Raw genomic sequence first — 17878 nt, 5'->3', positions numbered from 1 at the left:
ACAGGTGAAATTAACGACTATTCCATTAACACAAAAAAAATGTTCGTATACAGCCCCGGTTTAATTTATTTTCTGAGTTAAAAGGCCCACTGCCAGTTATTCTGGTGTCTGTCAAATTTTTTAAGCAGAAATTAATATAAAATCCAGTCAATTTTGTACTTTTACTATGCTCAACGAAGTTGACAAATTGGTAGACTTTCAAAGGTTATCGAATAAGGCGCTGAAGACCAGATTCTTCTGATAAACTCCGCTTTCATTTGCCATAGCTGCCGCGCGCTAAACTACTCTTCACGATTTCCGATGCTTACGACAGTCTGTTAGACGCAGGCTGATTAATCCTCTAACCCATGAAATTAACTGGCCCTGAGTCTTCGTTCGAATTAGATATATTGGACTATGAATACAGCGATTCGCAGTATTTCATGGACCGTAACTGGTTGCTGATCAGTCTGAAAACCCGCTATAAAAATAAGGAGCATACCACAACGGCCCCCATGCTATCGACTTGGGAAATCGATCTCCTGATTAAATGGATGCGTTCGGTGGTGGCTCAACGACAGCTATCTCCGCGTTTGTCGTTTGTAGAACCGTGCCTGGGGTTTAGCAATTCGCCAACGGATACAAGCAAGTATTCGTTTGGGATCAAGCTTGATCAGGAGGCTGCACCGGATTGGTACCAGGACAGCACAAAACCGTTCTGGTTGTCGGTAAGCCCCAGCAACGATGAACTGGAGCGGGCAATTACGGATCTGGAGGGCCAATTGTGCCGGTTTCCCGTACGGGATCGGTAAGTCCTGCGTTCCGGAACTCCAGCTAAAACGTACTTAATTACAGCTCAAAAACCGGATCATCACCGGTTTTTGAGCTGCGAACTACCCGCCGGAAGCGATGAATCAGTGGTTGTCCAGTTCCGGCATCAGTTCCTTTAAAATTTTCTGTGCAGCCACCGAAATAACCGTCCCCGGTCCGAAAATCCCTTTAACGCCAGCATCATACAGAAACTGATAGTCCTGCGCGGGAATCACACCACCAGTAATCACCAGAATGTCATCGCGATCAATTTTTTTCAGCTCTTCAATGAGTTGAGGAACCAATGTCTTGTGGCCCGCTGCCAGGCTCGACACACCGACGATGTGCACGTCGTTTTCGGCGGCTTGTCGGGCTACTTCTTCCGGGGTCTGAAATAAAGGTCCCATATCGACGTCGAAACCCAGGTCGGCAAAACTGGTAGCAATGACCTTGGCTCCCCGGTCGTGGCCATCCTGTCCCATTTTTGCCACCAGCATGCGGGGGCGTCTTCCTTCCAGTTCGGCAAACCGGTCGGCCAGCTGGCGGGCCAGCCGGAAGTTTTCGTCATCGGATACCTCCGCCGAGTAGACACCGGATATGGCCCGAATAGTGGCTTTATGGCGGCCAAATGCTTTTTCCATAGCGTACGAGATTTCTCCTAAAGTGGCCCGGTGTCGGGCGGCTTCAATGGCCAGTGCGAGCAGGTTGGTACTGGCCCGGCGGTTCGAATGGGCTGCTTCAAAAAGGGCGGTCAGGGCGGCTTCCACTTTCCCGGAATCTCTTTTAGTCTTTACTTCATTGAGTCGGTTCAGCTGTGCTTCCCGCACGGCCTGGTTGTCTACTTCCCGCAAGTCCAGCTCTTTCTCTGATTCGGGTTGGTATTTGTTAACGCCCACAATCACATCCTTGCCTGCATCAATGCGGGCTTGCTTGCGGGCGGCTGCTTCCTCAATCCGGAGTTTGGGCAAACCGGTTTCGATGGCTTTGGTCATTCCGCCCAGCTTTTCGACTTCCTGGATCAATGCCCAGGCTTTTTGAATCAACTGATCCGTCAGGTATTCAACGTAGTAGGAACCGCCCCAGGGATCGACCACGGCAGTGATGTCGGTTTCGTGTTGAAGATACAGCTGGGTATTCCGGGCGATTCGGGCCGAAAAGTCGGTAGGCAACGCGATGGCTTCGTCCAGCGAATTGGTATGCAGCGATTGGGTATGTCCCAACACGGCCGCCAGCGCTTCCACACACGTCCGGGCGACGTTGTTGAACGGGTCCTGCTCGGTCAGGCTATAACCGCTGGTCTGGCAGTGGGTTCGGAGCGCCAGCGATTTCGGATTTTGGGGGGCAAACTGCTGGACCAGGGCCGCCCACAAAACCCGGGCGGCCCGCATTTTGGCAATCTCCATGAAATGGTTCATGCCAATACCCCAGAAAAACGACAGGCGAGGGGCAAACGCATCGATATTAATACCAGCTTTCAGACCTGTTCGAATGTATTCCAGTCCGTCGGCCAGGGTATAGGCCAGCTCCAGGTGGGCGGGGGCTCCTGCTTCGTGCATGTGATAGCCGCTGATGCTGATCGAATTGAACTTGGGCATATAGCGGCTCGTGTACGCAAAAATATCGCCAACAATCCGCATCGACGGCTCGGGGGGGTAAATGTAGGTATTCCGCACCATGAACTCTTTTAGAATGTCGTTCTGGATCGTCCCGGCCAGTTTCTCAGGGGCGACGCCCTGCTCTTCGGCGGCCACGATGTAAAACGCCATAATCGGAATGACGGCCCCGTTCATGGTCATCGACACCGACATCTGATCGAGCGGAATCTGGTCGAATAGAATCTTCATATCCTCGACGGTATCGATCGCTACGCCCGCTTTCCCAACATCGCCCACCACGCGCGGGTGATCGGAGTCGTAACCCCGGTGCGTGGCCAGATCAAAGGCGACGGAAAGCCCCTTCTGTCCGGCGGCCAGGTTCCGGCGGTAAAAGGCGTTGGATTCTTCGGCGGTCGAAAAACCGGCGTACTGGCGGATGGTCCACGGTTGCGTTGCGTACATGCTGCTGTAAGGTCCGCGCAGAAACGGCGGAATGCCAGCAACCGATCCGAGGTGCTGGGCCCGGGCAATATCGGTGGAATCGTACTGTGGTTTCAGTTTGATGCCTTCGGCGGTGGAAAAGGGGAGGGCGCGCGGGGTAGGGAACGCGGGGCCGGTCGCTTCGGCGGGGTGGATGGATGGAGGGAAATGGGTGAAATCAGGGCGCATACCGTTTCGAAAGTCAAAGATTATTCAAACGCCTGGGCTAATCGTCGGCTCGGTAAAACCGTAGCGGTTTTCGGAAGGTCCCGGCTGACGGGTGTTGCCTCTGCCTCCGTCCGAAATTTTGTCACCCCCACCAGAACCCGTCCGTTTTGGATCGCTTCGACTTTGGCCCCGTAGGCTTTTTCAATTTCGTTCTGTACAAAACCGTGCGAGAACGCGTTGCGCAAACCGCCCATTTGTTCGACCTCCAGAAACAGCTTCCAGGCCGATTCGGTCAGTTGCGCCGTCAGGGTTTCGAGGTAATAAGAACCCGCTGCCGGATCAATCGTCTTGTCCAGATAGGCCTCTTCCTTGAGCAGAATGGAAACGTTGCGGGCGATCCGGCGCGAAAATTCATCGGGATCGGCAAAAACCGCATCGTAGGGGTGCACGGTCAGCGCATCACAACCGCCAATGACGGCCGCCATGGCTTCGGTGGTGGCCCGGAGTAAATTGGTATAAGGCGTCGCCGTGCTGTCGTAAAACGTCGACGTTTGCGCGTGAATAAAGGGGGGCTGGTGACCAATTGCCGGCGTCTGGTAGAAGGTGAGCAGTCGCTGCCAAAGCATACGGAAGGCGCGGAGTTTGGCGATTTCGGTGAAATAGTCCGTGCCGACGGAAATCGATAAAGCGGTTTTGGGGATCAGTTGCTCCAGCGACAAACCGGTTTCGGTCAGAAAATCGTATACATCCACCAGAGCGCCCAGGACAAAGGCCAATTCCTGGGTAGCGGTAGCACCTGCGTTATGAAAACTGTGGCTTTCCACCGTCAATGTCCGGAATTGGGGCGAGTCGAGGGTCTGTTGCGTAGCCTGGGCAAGTTGGTTCAGCGCATCGCCCGAAACCGTTCTGGTCTGGAAAAAGCGGTTGATGGAATCGTCAATCAGGCCGCCTTTTAGTTGATAAGGGAGAAATTCTGTCAGTGCTTTTGTGAGTTCCGCCGATTGGTTGTCGAGCCGAAACCAGACCGGCGTATCACTCAGTTTCAAACCGTTCAGCAAGCGTTTCCAATCGATTTCGTGCCGGTTCGCCGGATGAATTGTCAGCAGCAGGCCATCGGCCCCTTTCGCCAGTTCCGCGCGGAGAACGGTATTGGTGACGGTTTCCGAATGAAACACGACTTCCGGCACAGTCAGCCAACCTGGCAACCGGCCGGGCGGCAGTTGGTCCCTGGCTAAAACGTGTTGATCGAGGTCTTCGGCGGTGTAAAAAGGCCCGGTTTCAAAACCGTCCGGCATCCGTCGATTCAACGATTCAACGGGTTTGCCTTTCAGGTCATTACGTACCTGTTGCATCCACTGTGCTTTTGAAGCCGCTGCAAATGAGGATAATAGATCAAGGTCGTCCATACAATTGACGTTGGCTGGCGGTAGCGGTACGCTAACCAACGAGCCGGAAAAAGACTGGAACTTTGCCGACTTGCTGGTCCGTATGCCGCTACGAATTACAGAACGTTTTTTTCAAAGTTAGGTCTTTTCGGGGTAAAGCCACAGCTGGAAGCCCGGTTGTTGGTGGTTGGGTTGCATTATTTTGATAATCTATGTTACTGTATTGACCGTCAAAAAAAATGCCCTTATTTTTATCCTTTCAGAGTTTGGCGGGGAGGCTTGTCGGCTCTGATTTTTTTCCTACTTTTGTCTCCCTTTTTCACCCACCGGGCTGATTGTTGATGGATAATCAGCTTTTGAATTGGCAAAATGTAACAGTGAGCGTACCCGTGTCCGGCATACAGCGAGAAGCAGTAACGGTTTGGAACCGTTGCCTTCAGGTTATTCAGGAGAACATTCCCGACCAGAGTTTTCGGACCTGGTTCGAGCCGATTGTTCCACTGCGCCTGAACGGTAGCGAACTGACCATTCAGGTACCTAGCCAGTTCTTTTACGAATGGTTAGAAGAAAACTACGTGCACCTGCTTCGGAAAGCGCTCAACTTTGCCATTGGTCACCACGGTCAGTTGCAATATTCAATTATCGTGGACAAAGGCGATGAGGGAAGCAAACCGTTGACGGTTAATGTGCCAACGACGAAGTCGCCCCTGACGGCCAAGCCCGATAATGTGGATGCCGATATTCTGAAGAGTCCGTTCGAGATGAAAGATCTCGATTCGCTGCAACTTGATTCGTACCTGAATCCGGCGTATACATTCGACAATTTTATCGAAGGCGATTGCAACCGGCTCGGCCGCTCGGCGGGCTTTGCCATTGCGCAGAACCCGGGCACCACGGCGTTTAATCCACTGATGATTTACGGGGGAGTCGGGCTGGGCAAAACGCACCTGGTGCAGGCAGTGGGCAACTACATCAAAAATACCAACCAGGATAAGTTTGTTCTGTACGTCTCATCGGAGAAGTTTACGAACCAGTTTATCAACGCCATCCGGACGGATTCGCTGCGGGACTTCATGAGCTTTTACATGCAGGTGGACGTCCTGATCATTGATGATGTCCAGTTCTGGGCGGGAAAAGAGAAAACGCAGGAAACATTTTTCCACATTTTTAATCACCTGCACGGCGCCAAGAAGCAGATTATTATGACGTCCGACCGGGCCCCCCGGGATTTGCAGGGGATGCAGGACCGGCTTCAATCGCGCTTCAAGCAGGGGCTGACGGCGGATCTGCAACAGCCGGATCTGGAAACGCGGACGGCGATTATTCAGAAAAAACTCCAGTCGGAAGGTATTTTTATTGAACACAATGTGATTGAGTACCTGGCTCATAGCATTAATACAAACGTTCGGGAACTGGAAGGTGTCATTGTGTCCCTGATGGCACAGGCTTCCCTCAACCGGCGCGAAATTGACCTCGATCTGGCGCGGAACACGCTCCGCAACATCGTAATCGATTCGGAAAAAGAAGTTACCATCGATACCGTTCAGGATGTGGTGGCTGATCATTTCAAGATTACCGTCGCCGATCTGAAAAGCAAAAGCCGGAAAAAAGAAGCGGTTTTTCCGCGGCAGATTGCCATGTTTCTCGCAAAAGAACAGACGGAGTTGTCGTTGAAATCCATTGGGTATCATTTCGGGGGCCGTGATCATAGCACGGTTATTCACGCCATCCAGACCATCAGTGATCTGGTCAGCACCAACCCGCAAATCCGCGAAACCGTTGATAAACTGAATAGCACGTTGAAATAGCGTTTCTAGTTTACGGTATTCGGTAGACTGACACTTCATTTTTATTTCCTGCGGCAGCTCACCATCAACCCAATACCAAAAACCGTCACCACCTTGGTTCGCTACCTTGCCCGACACCAGATTGATGATATGGCCTACGACCGCTGCATTGCGCGTTCTCCGCAGCGGTTGATTTACGCTTTTTCCTGGTACCTGGATGTGGTGTCGCCGGATTGGGCGTTGCTGGTAGAAGGCGATTATGCCTGCGTCATGCCGTTGCCTATTCGACGGCGATATGGCGTCAAAACCGTTATTCAACCCCTTTTTTGCCATCAATTAGGCGTGTTTTCTGCCGACCAGACACCCGATGCCACGGTGTTAACCCGGTTTTTGACGGCAATCCACCAACACGTTCGCTATCTCCCTTCGTACCAGTTTAATGCTGCCAATTCGGCGGAGCTGAATCCGGCTCTGGGACGGTTGGTGCCAATGACCAATCACGTGCTGGCGCTGGAAAAACCGTACGAACTGCTGTATGCAGGATATTCCAAAGACCGAAAAACGAACCTGAAACGGGGGTTGCAGCAAAACTGGGCGTTTGCCGAAACGGAGGATGTTGGACCTTTGATTCACCAGTTTCAGCAGCACAACATTGCCGGAATTGGGCGGGTGGCTCCTCAGGCTTACGATCAGCTTCGGCAACTGGTTGCGGTTTTGCAGAATCGGCAGCAGATTCGAATTCGAGTGGCGCTGAAAAACGGGCGTATCGAAGCCGGTTGTGTGTTGCTAACGGATGTAAACCGGGTCATTCACCTGTTCTGCTCTGCCAGTCCGGAAGGGCGAAAAGGAAACGCCCGGACCGTTATCCTGGATCAGTTTATTCGGGACTATGCCGGGCAGCCTCTGTGGTTTGATTTTGAAAGCCCAGAAGTGGAGAATCTGGCTTCGTTTAACCGGAGCTTTGGGGCCAAACCCGAACTGTATGCCCGACTGGTGAGCAATCAATTGCCGGGATCGGTGCGGTTTTTGCACCGCTTGAAAACGTGGTTGCACCAAACGCTTCTGGCCCGATGATGATTCGTTTTCTCGACCGTTCCAGGCTTGATGCGGATCGTTGGGACGAGTGTGTTGCCGCTTCCTCCCAATCAGTACTCTACGCTTTTTCCTGGTACCTGGATGCGCTGACTACGGGTGAGCGGGCTCCGCACTGGGGTGGTATTGTTGCCGAGGAGCAAGGGAAATACGTGGCCGTTATGCCCGTCGTTTACAAGAAAAAGTGGGGCATTCGGTACGTTTATCAACCTGACTTCTGCCAGCAGTCAGGGATTTTCAGCCGTCCAGGCCTGGACCTGAGTACCGTTTCGGCAGCTTTTTTCGGGCAGTTGATGCGTACGTTCAGCTGGGTGATTTCGTACCGGTTCAACGAGAAAAACGAGAGCGAGCTTCGGTTTCCGACGGATTTTTCGGTTATAAAGCGCATAAACCATGTTTTGCCTTTGGATAAACCGTATGAAGCGCTGTTCAATCAGTATGCGACGGATCGGAAAAGTAACCTGAATCGGGCGCGGAATACGGGCTGGGTCGTGGAAGAAAATCCGGATGTTCGGCCGTTGATTCACCTGCATCGACAGCATAATGAAGAAAAGGCCGTGGGTGGCATTGAACTGGATTTAACCATTTACGACCGGTTTGCTCAGGCGGTGGATCAGTTGGTGCAACGCAGATTGGCGCGGATCTGGCTGGCTTATAAACCCGGCGGAACAACGGCAGAGGCCGGTGGCTTGTTTGTGATTGATCAGAACCGTATCATTTACCTGTTCAACGGAGCATCTGTGGCCGGACGCAAGCAGCAGGCCCGCCTGTGGATGATCAATCGGTTGATTGAGGAGTTTGCCGGCAAACCGATGGCGTTCGATTTCGAAAGTCCGGCAATCGGGGCCGAATCGGTCAAGGCGTATTACCGGAGCTTTGGAGCCGATGAAAAACCGTACTCGGAGATTTCCTACAACCGCTTACCGTGGTTCATTGGATACGCCCAGAAAATCGTTTCAGCGCTTAAAAAAACGTAGTTCATTGCGAAGGCCAGCGTGGCTTTTCAGGTCCATTTCCATCGCACCTACCCACAATTCTACCTCCACCTTGACCGGGATTTTATTGGCGTCGTCCGATACCCAGATTTTGATGGCGTCTTCCCCTTTGAAAAGTTTGTTTTCGGGCAACACCGGGTTGAGTTTAAGAGCATTGATGTGACCGAATTTGGTTTTGACCACCTCCCGGCCCCGGTATCGGACCTTCATGTTATAAACTTTATCGTCGAAAAAGGCCGGAACTTCGATGGTCTGACCAACGCCCACGCGGTTGAAATCAATGGTGCGCAAGTAGTAATAACCACTGATCACGTCGTGGACGTTATCGGGCACTTTGAACACGTCTTTTTCGGTACGTTCTTCCGCCTGAACGGTATTGGCAAAGTGGTTGAAGGTGACGTTTTCTTCCTTGCGGTGGTTGCCCTCTTCAATGTGAAGAAAAAACTTCTGGGGTAAAATCGCCGTCGTATCAATGTACGACCGCCAGGTATTCCGAATGCGGGTAATCAGATCAAATGCACCCACCGTCCGGCCGTAAATATTCACCCGGTAGCAGGGTCGTTCGTTGACCTTATACACCGTTGGTGCAACGTCGACTGTGGCTTCCGCAGCGTTGAAAATACCGTAGTGGACCTTGTATTCCAGATGTTCGCCTACCCCGAAGCTGGTGTTATTGACCCGGCGGTACGCATTGTCCGGTTTCAACGCTACCTGCGACAGGGCAGCGGTGGTTAGGATGGATAGGATGGCAATGACTTTTTTCATAAGCGCTTGACCCTTGGCCTCGCAAATTTCAAGTTTAGAGATAGGTATTTCGTACTATAAACGTATGAACCGGCAAAAAAGATGATTTAACCGTCATGGAATTTTAAAGCGACGGATACGTCTCTTTCAGATAGGTCAGATACGCGTTAAAATCACTATTGAATTTTTCTTCAAACTCGCGCCGGAAACTATTTTGTTGCTGCCGGTACGTTTTGTACCCCACGAAATACGCGTTATTGGGTAAATTCTGCTTGTTAAATCGACGCTTTTTCGTAACCGGTGTTCCCGCAGCCGGTTTGGTTTCCAGCGTATCAACGGTTTCAACGATCTCGTCGATGAGTTGCCACTTCTTCTCCTCTTTGACCCGTTCGGGCGTTTGAGGGTTGTAAGTAGCGTACAAGCTATCCAATTTACGAGTCCCGCGCAAAACGTGCTCGTCGTATTTTTCGCCGTATTGCTTTGAACTCAGGTATTCCTGCGCGGCCGGTGAGTCGGCGCCATACTTCTGGGTCAGAAACTTCAGCGCCCCGTATTCACCGACGAAATCGGCCAGGTTTTCATTGTATTCCAGGTTATCCTTTACAAACAACGTGCCGTGCGTCAACTCGTGAATGATCAATTCAGCCAGTTGGCCTTCTGACCGTTTCAACATCGACGATAGAATCGGATCGCGGAAAAATCCTAAGGTCGACCAGGCCGATACTTCATTTAAACGCGTATCGTAACCCTGTTGTTTCAGGTTTGTCTGCTCCTGCGTTGCCCGGTCGTTTTCAAAAAAACCTTTGTAGGCAAACGTGCCGATGACCGGAAACTTCCATTCTTTGGCCATGAGCTGATATTTTTCCGAGGCCACTACCACCCACAGAATCGGTTTTCCGTGCTGATCGTAAAAGGTCGTGTAATTCTCGGAAGGATTAATGCCCAGTGAATCAACGGAATAACGTTTGATTTCCTGTATAAGTTCAATTTTGCGCTTCAGCGAGTCTGGGAAAGAGCCATCTGCCAGCACCTCGGCGACGGGTCGGGTGTTCCATAAAATTCGGAATTGTCCCTTCGCCTGCATCCAGCCGTAGCTGAGCAGTTCGTGGTACCAGATACCCAGTAAAAGACAGACTCCCAGAAGCGCCAACAGAATTTTTCGAAGCATACACAAAGGTAACAGACTTTAGTGTAAGAAGTTGATATAGATGCCTTCAGCGTGTTCAAATAGCCTGTTTCTGAGGTCAAAATGCGGTTCAAACCGGAGCAGAACCGATAGCTTGTTCGTAATCGGAATGTCTTTTAAAAACCGGGCAATGAATACCTGCCGATGGCGTTCGTGGTGAGTGCTGTTCAACCGTCGCGTGTAGCTCTGGTACAGATCTCCGCCCAGTTCTGCCCGGTAGTTGTTGCCGTTCCAATAGCTAAACAAAACCGTCAAGGGCTTTAACGTAACACTCAGGTTGGGATACAAAGCCCCGCCCGAATACCGTTTGTCCGCGTTCTCGGTATAGCCAACCACGTAAGTGTCCAGCCGGACGGAGCGAAAAACGCCGGAAACCGGATTCTGCCAGGTCAGGCTCAGGCTACCGGTAGCATTCAGAGCCGTCCGGACCGGAAGCGGACTAAGGATGTTTTGCCCGCCCGCGTGAAAAACCGTGAGTTGCAGCGGGATCGAAAGCGCCCAGGAGCTTCCCGTTCGACGACCGAATTGATGCTCAAAGGAGATGCCACCCCAGAAATGTTCCTGGCGCGTGTATCCAGGCAGTGTATTTTGCAGATAACTTACCCAGGAATCAAAGAACGTTCGGTCGGTTAGGTGGCTGATCTGTAGCCCATTTTCAAGTCGTTGCCGCAATAACCGCTCGAAATTATACAGCGGCTCGATCAGGCGGTGACTTACGGCCCCTTCCAGCGTCCCAAACAGGTAGTTCCAGCTTTTTTGCCGAAAGGTCAGGGTAAATGTCGGAGCGATGCGGGCCACGCGTTCCTGCCCAAAATTCATCTGAAAAAAGACGCCCGCTTCCAGCCCCACCTGCGAAGAAGGACGGTAAACCAGGCGCGGATTGAGCTGATAACCGAAGAGCGTATAGCCGTCGGCGATAGGGCCAAAGTATTCGTTGTTCTTGGCAAAACCCAAACTGCTCAATCGCAATCGAAGCGTCTGGAGGCTATCAAATTGAAACCGCTGCTCGAATGGCCGGTTATTAAGTTGGGCGTAATTTGTGTGAGAAATAAAATATAAATAGAATATAACTATTACAGTTTTTGGCCGAATCGGCCCGGCTGATTTATTGTACTGTTTAAAGTGTGGCATCTTTAGGGGGCTTCTGATCGGGGGGATACGATTCATGTATTATTGATTATTTTACAACGTATCCTTGCAGATTTGGCTGAAATATGCTAACTTTATAAGGTTAAACATACTGAAAAAATCATTTTTTGCGTAAACACATCACATGGCACAAGCACCTGCTAGTACGGCTAATGACAGCAAACTGAAAGCCCTGCAAACGACCATCGAGAAATTGGATAAAGCCTACGGAAAAGGAACCGTTATGCGGCTGAGCGAAAGCAAAGTTGTGGATGTTCCGGTTATTTCGACGGGTTCGCTGGGGTTGGACCTGGCGCTGGGAATCGGTGGTGTTCCGCGTGGGCGGGTCGTTGAAATTTACGGGCCGGAATCGTCAGGGAAAACTACGCTGACGATGCATTGCATCGCCGAAGCACAGAAAAACGGCGGTCTGGCGGCTTTTATTGACGCCGAACACGCCTTCGACCGCGTCTATGCCGAGAAGCTAGGAATCGATACTAAAAATTTATTAATCTCTCAGCCTGATAATGGTGAACAGGCGCTTGAAATTGCCGAGCATCTGATCAGCTCCGGAGCGATCGACATCATCGTCATTGACTCCGTAGCCGCCCTAGTTCCAAAAGCTGAACTGGAAGGCGACATGGGCGAGAGCAAAATGGGGCTGCAGGCACGGTTGATGTCGCAGGCCTTGCGGAAACTGACCGGCGTTATCAACAAAACCGGTTGCTGCTGTATCTTTATCAACCAGCTCCGCGAAAAAATTGGCGTTATGTTTGGGAACCCCGAAACAACCACGGGTGGTAACGCACTGAAATTTTACTCTTCGGTTCGTCTGGACATTCGCCGGATCGGGCAAATCAAGGAAGGGGATGAGATTCTGGGGAACCGGACGAAAGTAAAAGTGGTTAAGAACAAATTAGCCGCTCCCTTCAAAGTAATTGAGTTTGATATTATGTACGGTCAGGGCGTTTCGAAAGTAGGCGAAATACTTGATCTGGCCGTTGAGTTGGAAATCGTTAAAAAATCGGGTTCCTGGTTTTCGTACGATGGGAATCGGCTGTCGCAGGGCCGCGATGCGGTTAAAAACCTGTTGCTCGATAACCCCGAATTAATGGCCGAGTTAGAAGCGAAAATCCGGGCACAAGTCAACAGTAATGAAGATGCACTGATTGATCCGGTGGGCGGTTCTGAAGACGGTGACGATACACTCGATTAAGCGTTTCCGCAGTGCGTTGCTTTGGAGAAATTGAAGCGGAGTGTTTTAATTATTGTTTGACAAATGAAGAGGTGGTTGGCTGTTGCTGGCCACCTCTTTTTATAGTAGTATAAAATGAAAAAGCCCCGATATGAAACCGGGGCTTTTGTACTGTGTAAAATTGTGATTGCTTAGCGATCTGCGATGGCTTTGAACTCCCGTAGCGTGGCACCCGTGTAAATCTGGCGGGGCCGCCCAATGGGTTCTTTCTGCTCGCGCATTTCTTTCCACTGGGCAATCCAGCCCGGCAGACGGCCAATGGCAAACATAACCGTAAACATGTTGGTCGGGATACCGAGCGCGCGGTAGATGATGCCCGAATAAAAATCGACGTTCGGATACAGTTTGCGTGATACGAAATACTCGTCGTTTAGGGCGGCCTCTTCCAGCCCCTTCGCAATTTCCAGAACCGGGTCTTTAACGCCAAGTTTGCTCAGAACGTCGTCAGCGGCTTTCTTAATAATTTTTGCGCGCGGGTCGAAGTTTTTGTAAACCCGGTGTCCGAAGCCGAAGAGCCGGAAACCGGTTTTTTTAGCATTCTTCGCCATATCGACATACTTGGCCACATCGCCCCCGTTGGCTTTGATTTCTTCCAGCATTTCAATGACCTCCTGGTTGGCACCACCGTGCAGCGGCCCCCAGAGTGCATTGATACCTGCCGAAATCGACGAATAGATATTGGCCCGCGATGAGCCGACCAATCGAACCGTTGAGGTTGAGCAGTTTTGCTCATGGTCAGCGTGCAGGATCAGCAGTTTGTTCAGTGCACTGGAAACGACCGGATCAACCTGATAGTCTTCCACCGGCAGGGCAAACATCATTTGCAGGAAATTTGAGCAATAGTCGAGCTGGTTTTTAGGATAGTTGACCGGATGCCCCTGTGATTTCTTGTACGACCAAGTGGCAATGGTTGGCAATTTGGCCAGCAAACGAATGATGTGCAGGTCCGTCTGATCCGGTGCTTTTTCGTCATACGAATCCGGGTAGAAAGCGCTCAAGGCACTTACCAGCGACGACAGTACGCCCATCGGATGCGCATTGTTCGGGAAGCCTTCAAAAATCTTGCGCATATCCTCATTGACCATGGTATGACGCCGGATTCTGTCTTCAAATGCCGTATATTCTTCTTGCGTAGGCAGTTCGCCGTAAATCAGCAGATAAGCTACTTCCAGAAAGCTGGCTTTTTCGGCCAGATCTTCAATCGAATAACCCCGGTAATGCAGAATGCCTTCCTCGCCATCAAGAAACGTGATAGCACTTTGGGTAGCACCGGTATTTTTGTATCCTCTGTCTAATGTAACGTAACCTGTCTGGTCGCGGAGATTGGAAATGTCAATGGCTTTTTCTTGTTCGCTACCAACAACAATTGGAAATTGGTAGGATTTACCATCGACAGATAATTCGGCAGTGTTTGACATACGTATTTGGGGTAGAGTAAATCGGTTATGGTAAATTGGAATAATATGGGTTGGCGTGTCTACTGCAACACAAGGGTCGAGCGATTCTTAAGCAGCGACAGACCACGCCAGACAACTCCCCGCAACGGCGGATGTGTCGGCGAAATTAGCCAAAAACTAGTAATGACACATGATTACTTTGGTAAAAACGCATAGATAATCCAAAATCTACTTGTTTAACCCAAAATGAAATGCATTAGTTGCGGACATAATTTAACCATACAACCCCTTTAAAGCCAACCAGCCCGATAAATCAGACGACTTCCCCGAAACGCATTCGGATCATCCGTATAAATTCATAAGCTGGGCGGCTGTAGTTCTACGGATACGGCAGCGGGTCACGACAATCCCAATCAGCTACGTCGGGTTGTGAGTACATCGTAGGACGTTTTTCCAAAAACGAGAGCCAGAATTACCGGTAGCAAAATAGCCCCGGTTTTAAAGCCCGAACCAGTAAATTGGTAGGTGCCGCTGTTGAACCGCATATAGGTCTGAAACACAACGAAAAGGCAGGCTACCAGCAAAGCGATGGATAGAAAAACCGCTAAAGGCCCCTTCAGGACCAGGCGGATAAACAAACTGATCAGCAAAGCCACCAAAACCGTAGCGCCAACCGTGGCCATCGCCCGGGGAAGCGTTTCCAGATAGTCGTAGTCGTACCAGAAGATGCCGAGCTGGCCGATCAGGTTCGGGTGGGCGAGAAGCCACGCATCCACTACGGTCAGGATCAGCAAGACGAGATAATAAAACAGGTTGTTACGCATTCGAAAACAAAAAGTAGTTGAAAAGATACAACCAATCTTCGCAAGATTTTGTCAATAAAAAAAGCCTCAAAAGAGGCTTTTAGGTAAAAATGTAGCCTGTGATGTGCAAAACCGTCAGTGCGGAATCATCTCGCGGTCGGCGGCTTGCTTCGCCACGCTGACCCGAGATCGATCAAGACCCGTAGCCCGGTAACTAAAACCGAAAATCCGGCCCCGGTGCCCATAAATCCAGTTGAGCAACGGTTTTTCGACCCAGCGGTGCAGCTGCCAGCTAAACCAACCCATCCCGACCAGCACAAACCCATTGATCAAAACAACGAGTTCGGGACGGTTTTGCATCAACAGAATGTGGGTAACGACCATGATGACGGGAATGTGAATCAGGTACAACAGATACGATGCATCGCCCAGTTTAACGATCCAATCAGGGCACTGAAAACGACCGGATAGCTCCCGATTAACCAGGCTTAGCAAAAGAACGGTGGCGGGTAAACCCAGCCCTCCGATACGCGCCCAAGTGGCTGCCGGGTCAATGAAATTGCCCGCCAGGAAGAATACGAGCAAGGCGATACCTGTCAGGAAGGACGGTATGCTAAACTGATATCGTCGCAGGGCCAGATACCCCACTACACCGAAGCAAAACTCTAGATTGAACGGGCTGAACAGGAAATCGTGGAATGGAAATTCGGGAAAAACAACCAGCCCGGTCCAGCGAGCTACTCCGCTCAGGATCGTTGCCGCTACTACCAGCGCGGGAATAATCAGCAGGAATCGCGACAGGATCATCAGGCCGAATAGAATGTAAAAGTAGAGTTCGTAGCTCAGTGTCCAGGTGACCGGCAAGATACTTTCGTGCGCCGGAACCAGAAAAAGAGCTTTCAGGACGGTGACCGGTTCGAAAGAATACGTGATCCATGGCAGTGAAGGTGCAAAGGCGTACAACCCGAGCAGCCCGGCACTGGCCAGCAGAAAAACCAGCCAGTAAATGGCATAAATCCGAATCAGCCGTTTTTTGAAATATGGTAGCCATTGCCGGGGTGTGGCTATTTTAGATACGTTGGTGTGGGTAATAACAAAACCGCTGATCACAAAAAAAAGGTCAACACCACCAAAACCAGCGTTGAAATACCGGAAAAAAGAAGGCGAAATATTGACCTGTCCCATTTTGATGTATAGATGAAACAAGGTAACGAGTAGGGCCGCACTGGCCCGTAAAGCCTGAATGGAAGCGAGGGTTTTAGGAAAAGAAGTGGAACGAACGAGCATGAATCATACCAATTTACAACACGTTTTTAGTGAACGACCACGGCTTTTCGTACCACGTGGGAGGCTGGTAACGAGGGTCGAAAAACTAAGTGAAATTACTTATAAATAGTCACTATTAAGATGATGTAAGCTCAAAATAGTAACATAGAATAAATGGTTAAATTGTAAATGGTTGATTAGTAGAAAGTTGTTGTGTGCTCACAGGGAGGGTTATTGCTGGTAATACCGGCGGGCAAAGGTCATGAATCCGGTTGCCATTCCTTCGGGCGAGCCTTGTAAATGAACGAAACTAAACGTGCGGGGAAGCCGGAAGTCCTTGATAGCGACAACTTTGAGCTGGCCATTTCGAACTTCTTTCTCGATGGCCCGCGACGATAGAATTGAGAGGCAATTGGCGTGCTCCAGAAACGATTTGATACTTTCTGAGCTGCCCAGGTGCATCACCACATTTAAGTTTGCAGGCCGGATGCCCCGTGCCTGCAAGGCCGCTTCCAGTACCTCAAGGGTTCCCGAACCGCGTTCACGCAGCACCAGGGGGAGGTTGCTGAGTTCTTCCACGGTGATTTCTTTCAGGCGGCTGTAACGGCTTTGGGTATGCACGACGGCCACCAGCTCGTCTTTCAGAAAATCGTGGTACTTTAACCCGGCATGGTGTTTTTTCCCTTCCACAATGCCCAGATCAATTTCTTTGGCCGAGACGGCATGTTCAATCATTTCCGTGTTACCGGTTAGCAGACTGAGCTGAATAGTCGGAAACCGTTCGTAATACGATGCCAATAGCGGAGAAATCAGGTATTGGGCAATGGTGGTGCTGGCCCCGAGCCGTAAGCTGCCCTTTTGCTGGTTTTTGAATGTATTTAGCTCAAAGAGCGCTTCCTGATAAAGATCGAATATCTGACCCGCGTAGCGAAACAGAACCTCGCCGGGGGGGGTCAGCACGATGGTATTGCCTTTCCGGTCGAACAGCCGCAGATCAAGCAGGTCTTCGAGTGCCTTGATGTGCTTGGTTACGGCAGGCTGGGTGATGAACAGTTCGGCCGATGCTTTCGTGAAACTCCGATGGCGGGCGACGCTGTAAAAAACTCTCAACCGGAAATCATCCATAAGTACAGTAGTTACGCTATTTGATAACCAAAGGTAACCGGAATGCGGTGAATATGGATACAAGTCGTATCGTATGAATCAAACATGCTCTAATTCTTCAGAGCAAGCCGGGGGCTACAAAGACTGGCTTTTTACCGTGATCGGATCAATACTGATCATCCGTTTTTGTTTTTACTTTTAAGGGTTGAATAGATTGAAAACAAGGAGGCAATGAGAGATTTCTTAAGCGATGTTCGAATTGGGTATTATTATTTTTTGAAAAAAACACGAAGAAGTCCACCATCGATTGGCGAAGTTGATGAAGGCTTGCGCTATGTATATTTTCCCTATTTTATTGCTGTGCTTTCTTTACTGGTTGTCTTATATACCGCTGATAATTTGCAATTGGTAGAGGTTCCCTTGATCAGTAAATTTTTACTGGGTATTGGTATGTTTTTTATGTATAATCTGATTTTCAAAAAGATACATAAAGAAATATTAGGTCATTCAATGGAGGCAGATCAGACTCCGGCACAAATCAAGAAAAACATTTTGAAATTTATCCTTCTGTTTCTGGGTGGCTTTGCCAGCATATTGGTTGTATTTTTTATCTCGTACAGGTTAACTAAATGACAGAGCCGTAGAACGGGATTGATTGTTCTTCGGATGACGCTTGTTTTCCTCATTTACCTAGTGTGCCAATA

General features: G+C 50.2%; 15 protein-coding genes. 6 read left to right on the top strand and 9 right to left on the bottom strand.

Annotated elements, in window-relative coordinates; genetic code table 11:
* Positions 1 to 347: 347 nt before the first annotated feature.
* Positions 348 to 791, top strand: a complete 444-nt coding sequence (locus ACYVH9_RS14300) for a WapI family immunity protein (protein ID WP_460637036.1) — start codon at positions 348 to 350, stop codon at positions 789 to 791.
* Positions 792 to 893: 102 nt separating this feature from the next.
* Here ACYVH9_RS14300 and scpA read toward each other — a convergent pair whose 3' ends face one another.
* Together scpA and ACYVH9_RS14290 are read right to left on the bottom strand one after the other, a co-directional pair.
* Positions 894 to 3053 carry a methylmalonyl-CoA mutase gene (gene scpA / locus ACYVH9_RS14295; protein ID WP_460637035.1) on the bottom strand — a complete coding sequence of 720 codons (2160 nt, stop codon included), beginning with the start codon at positions 3051 to 3053 and terminating at the stop codon, positions 894 to 896.
* A 20-nt stretch (positions 3054 to 3073) separates the two neighbouring features.
* Complete coding sequence (locus tag ACYVH9_RS14290) at positions 3074 to 4438, bottom strand: methylmalonyl-CoA mutase family protein (RefSeq protein ID WP_460637034.1); 1365 nt, start codon at positions 4436 to 4438, stop codon at positions 3074 to 3076.
* Between the two features lie 377 nt (positions 4439 to 4815).
* On the opposite strand from ACYVH9_RS14290, the gene dnaA reads away from it, so the two are divergent.
* From dnaA to ACYVH9_RS14275, 3 genes are all read left to right on the top strand, one after another.
* Complete coding sequence (dnaA, locus tag ACYVH9_RS14285; RefSeq protein WP_460637595.1) at positions 4816 to 6225, top strand: chromosomal replication initiator protein DnaA; 1410 nt, start codon at positions 4816 to 4818, stop codon at positions 6223 to 6225.
* 93 nt (positions 6226 to 6318) lie between these two features.
* On the top strand, positions 6319 to 7278 hold the full coding sequence (locus ACYVH9_RS14280; RefSeq protein WP_460637033.1) for a GNAT family N-acetyltransferase: 960 nt from the start codon (positions 6319 to 6321) through the stop codon (positions 7276 to 7278).
* Positions 7275 to 8273: a hypothetical protein gene (locus tag ACYVH9_RS14275; protein WP_460637032.1), complete on the top strand. Its 999-nt coding sequence runs from the start codon at positions 7275 to 7277 to the stop codon at positions 8271 to 8273. Before ACYVH9_RS14280 ends, ACYVH9_RS14275 begins: the two co-directional genes overlap by 4 nt.
* Here the strand turns inward: ACYVH9_RS14275 and ACYVH9_RS14270 are convergent.
* The 3 genes from ACYVH9_RS14270 to ACYVH9_RS14260 form a co-directional block, all read right to left on the bottom strand.
* Entirely contained in the window at positions 8253 to 9056 is an 804-nt protein-coding gene (locus tag ACYVH9_RS14270; protein ID WP_460637031.1) for a DUF3108 domain-containing protein, read from the bottom strand. The two genes, ACYVH9_RS14275 and ACYVH9_RS14270, sit on opposite strands and share 21 nt — an antisense overlap.
* 103 nt (positions 9057 to 9159) lie before the next feature.
* Positions 9160 to 10203: an aminopeptidase gene (locus ACYVH9_RS14265; protein ID WP_460637030.1), complete on the bottom strand. Its 1044-nt coding sequence runs from the start codon at positions 10201 to 10203 to the stop codon at positions 9160 to 9162.
* A gap of 18 nt (positions 10204 to 10221) precedes the next feature.
* Positions 10222 to 11184 (bottom strand): hypothetical protein, encoded by a 963-nt coding sequence (locus tag ACYVH9_RS14260; protein ID WP_460637029.1) that lies wholly within the window; start codon positions 11182 to 11184, stop codon positions 10222 to 10224.
* A gap of 310 nt (positions 11185 to 11494) precedes the next feature.
* On the opposite strand from ACYVH9_RS14260, the gene recA reads away from it, so the two are divergent.
* Positions 11495 to 12565, top strand: a complete 1071-nt coding sequence (gene recA, locus ACYVH9_RS14255) for a recombinase RecA (RefSeq protein ID WP_460637028.1) — start codon at positions 11495 to 11497, stop codon at positions 12563 to 12565.
* Positions 12566 to 12735: 170 nt separating this feature from the next.
* Here the strand turns inward: recA and ACYVH9_RS14250 are convergent, their stop codons facing one another.
* The 4 genes from ACYVH9_RS14250 to ACYVH9_RS14235 all read right to left on the bottom strand — a co-directional run bounded on the left by ACYVH9_RS14250 (position 12736) and on the right by ACYVH9_RS14235 (position 17195).
* Positions 12736 to 14022 (bottom strand): citrate synthase, encoded by a 1287-nt coding sequence (locus ACYVH9_RS14250; protein WP_460637027.1) that lies wholly within the window; start codon positions 14020 to 14022, stop codon positions 12736 to 12738.
* A 392-nt stretch (positions 14023 to 14414) separates the two neighbouring features.
* On the bottom strand, positions 14415 to 14825 hold the full coding sequence (locus tag ACYVH9_RS14245) for a hypothetical protein (RefSeq protein WP_460637026.1): 411 nt from the start codon (positions 14823 to 14825) through the stop codon (positions 14415 to 14417).
* A 114-nt stretch (positions 14826 to 14939) separates the two neighbouring features.
* A complete protein-coding gene (locus ACYVH9_RS14240) occupies positions 14940 to 16091 on the bottom strand; it encodes an acyltransferase family protein (protein ID WP_460637025.1) in 1152 nt (383 codons plus the stop codon).
* Positions 16092 to 16301: 210 nt separating this feature from the next.
* A complete protein-coding gene (locus ACYVH9_RS14235) occupies positions 16302 to 17195 on the bottom strand; it encodes a LysR substrate-binding domain-containing protein (RefSeq protein WP_460637024.1) in 894 nt (297 codons plus the stop codon).
* 210 nt (positions 17196 to 17405) lie between these two features.
* On the opposite strand from ACYVH9_RS14235, the gene ACYVH9_RS14230 reads away from it, so the two are divergent.
* Entirely contained in the window at positions 17406 to 17807 is a 402-nt protein-coding gene (locus tag ACYVH9_RS14230; protein ID WP_460637023.1) for a hypothetical protein, read from the top strand.
* Positions 17808 to 17878 lie beyond the last annotated feature (71 nt).

Source organism: Larkinella harenae (assembly GCF_054780515.1).
Note: the sequence above shows the minus strand (reverse complement) of the source record. Positions and strands in the feature narration are given on the sequence as shown.

Excerpts from the sequence above, each read along its gene's own strand:
- scpA (WP_460637035.1), bottom strand. The coding sequence starts at position 3,053 with ATGCGCCCTGATTTCACCCATTTCCCTCCATCCATCCACCCCGCCGAA.
- recA (WP_460637028.1), top strand. The coding sequence starts at position 11,495 with ATGGCACAAGCACCTGCTAGTACGGCTAATGACAGCAAACTGAAAGCC.
- ACYVH9_RS14300 (WP_460637036.1), top strand. The coding sequence starts at position 348 with ATGAAATTAACTGGCCCTGAGTCTTCGTTCGAATTAGATATATTGGAC.
- ACYVH9_RS14270 (WP_460637031.1), bottom strand. The coding sequence starts at position 9,056 with ATGAAAAAAGTCATTGCCATCCTATCCATCCTAACCACCGCTGCCCTG.
- ACYVH9_RS14240 (WP_460637025.1), bottom strand. The coding sequence starts at position 16,091 with ATGCTCGTTCGTTCCACTTCTTTTCCTAAAACCCTCGCTTCCATTCAG.
- ACYVH9_RS14265 (WP_460637030.1), bottom strand. The coding sequence starts at position 10,203 with ATGCTTCGAAAAATTCTGTTGGCGCTTCTGGGAGTCTGTCTTTTACTG.
- ACYVH9_RS14245 (WP_460637026.1), bottom strand. The coding sequence starts at position 14,825 with ATGCGTAACAACCTGTTTTATTATCTCGTCTTGCTGATCCTGACCGTA.
- ACYVH9_RS14230 (WP_460637023.1), top strand. The coding sequence starts at position 17,406 with ATGAGAGATTTCTTAAGCGATGTTCGAATTGGGTATTATTATTTTTTG.
- ACYVH9_RS14275 (WP_460637032.1), top strand. The coding sequence starts at position 7,275 with ATGATGATTCGTTTTCTCGACCGTTCCAGGCTTGATGCGGATCGTTGG.
- ACYVH9_RS14290 (WP_460637034.1), bottom strand. The coding sequence starts at position 4,438 with ATGGACGACCTTGATCTATTATCCTCATTTGCAGCGGCTTCAAAAGCA.
- ACYVH9_RS14235 (WP_460637024.1), bottom strand. The coding sequence starts at position 17,195 with ATGGATGATTTCCGGTTGAGAGTTTTTTACAGCGTCGCCCGCCATCGG.
- ACYVH9_RS14250 (WP_460637027.1), bottom strand. The coding sequence starts at position 14,022 with ATGTCAAACACTGCCGAATTATCTGTCGATGGTAAATCCTACCAATTT.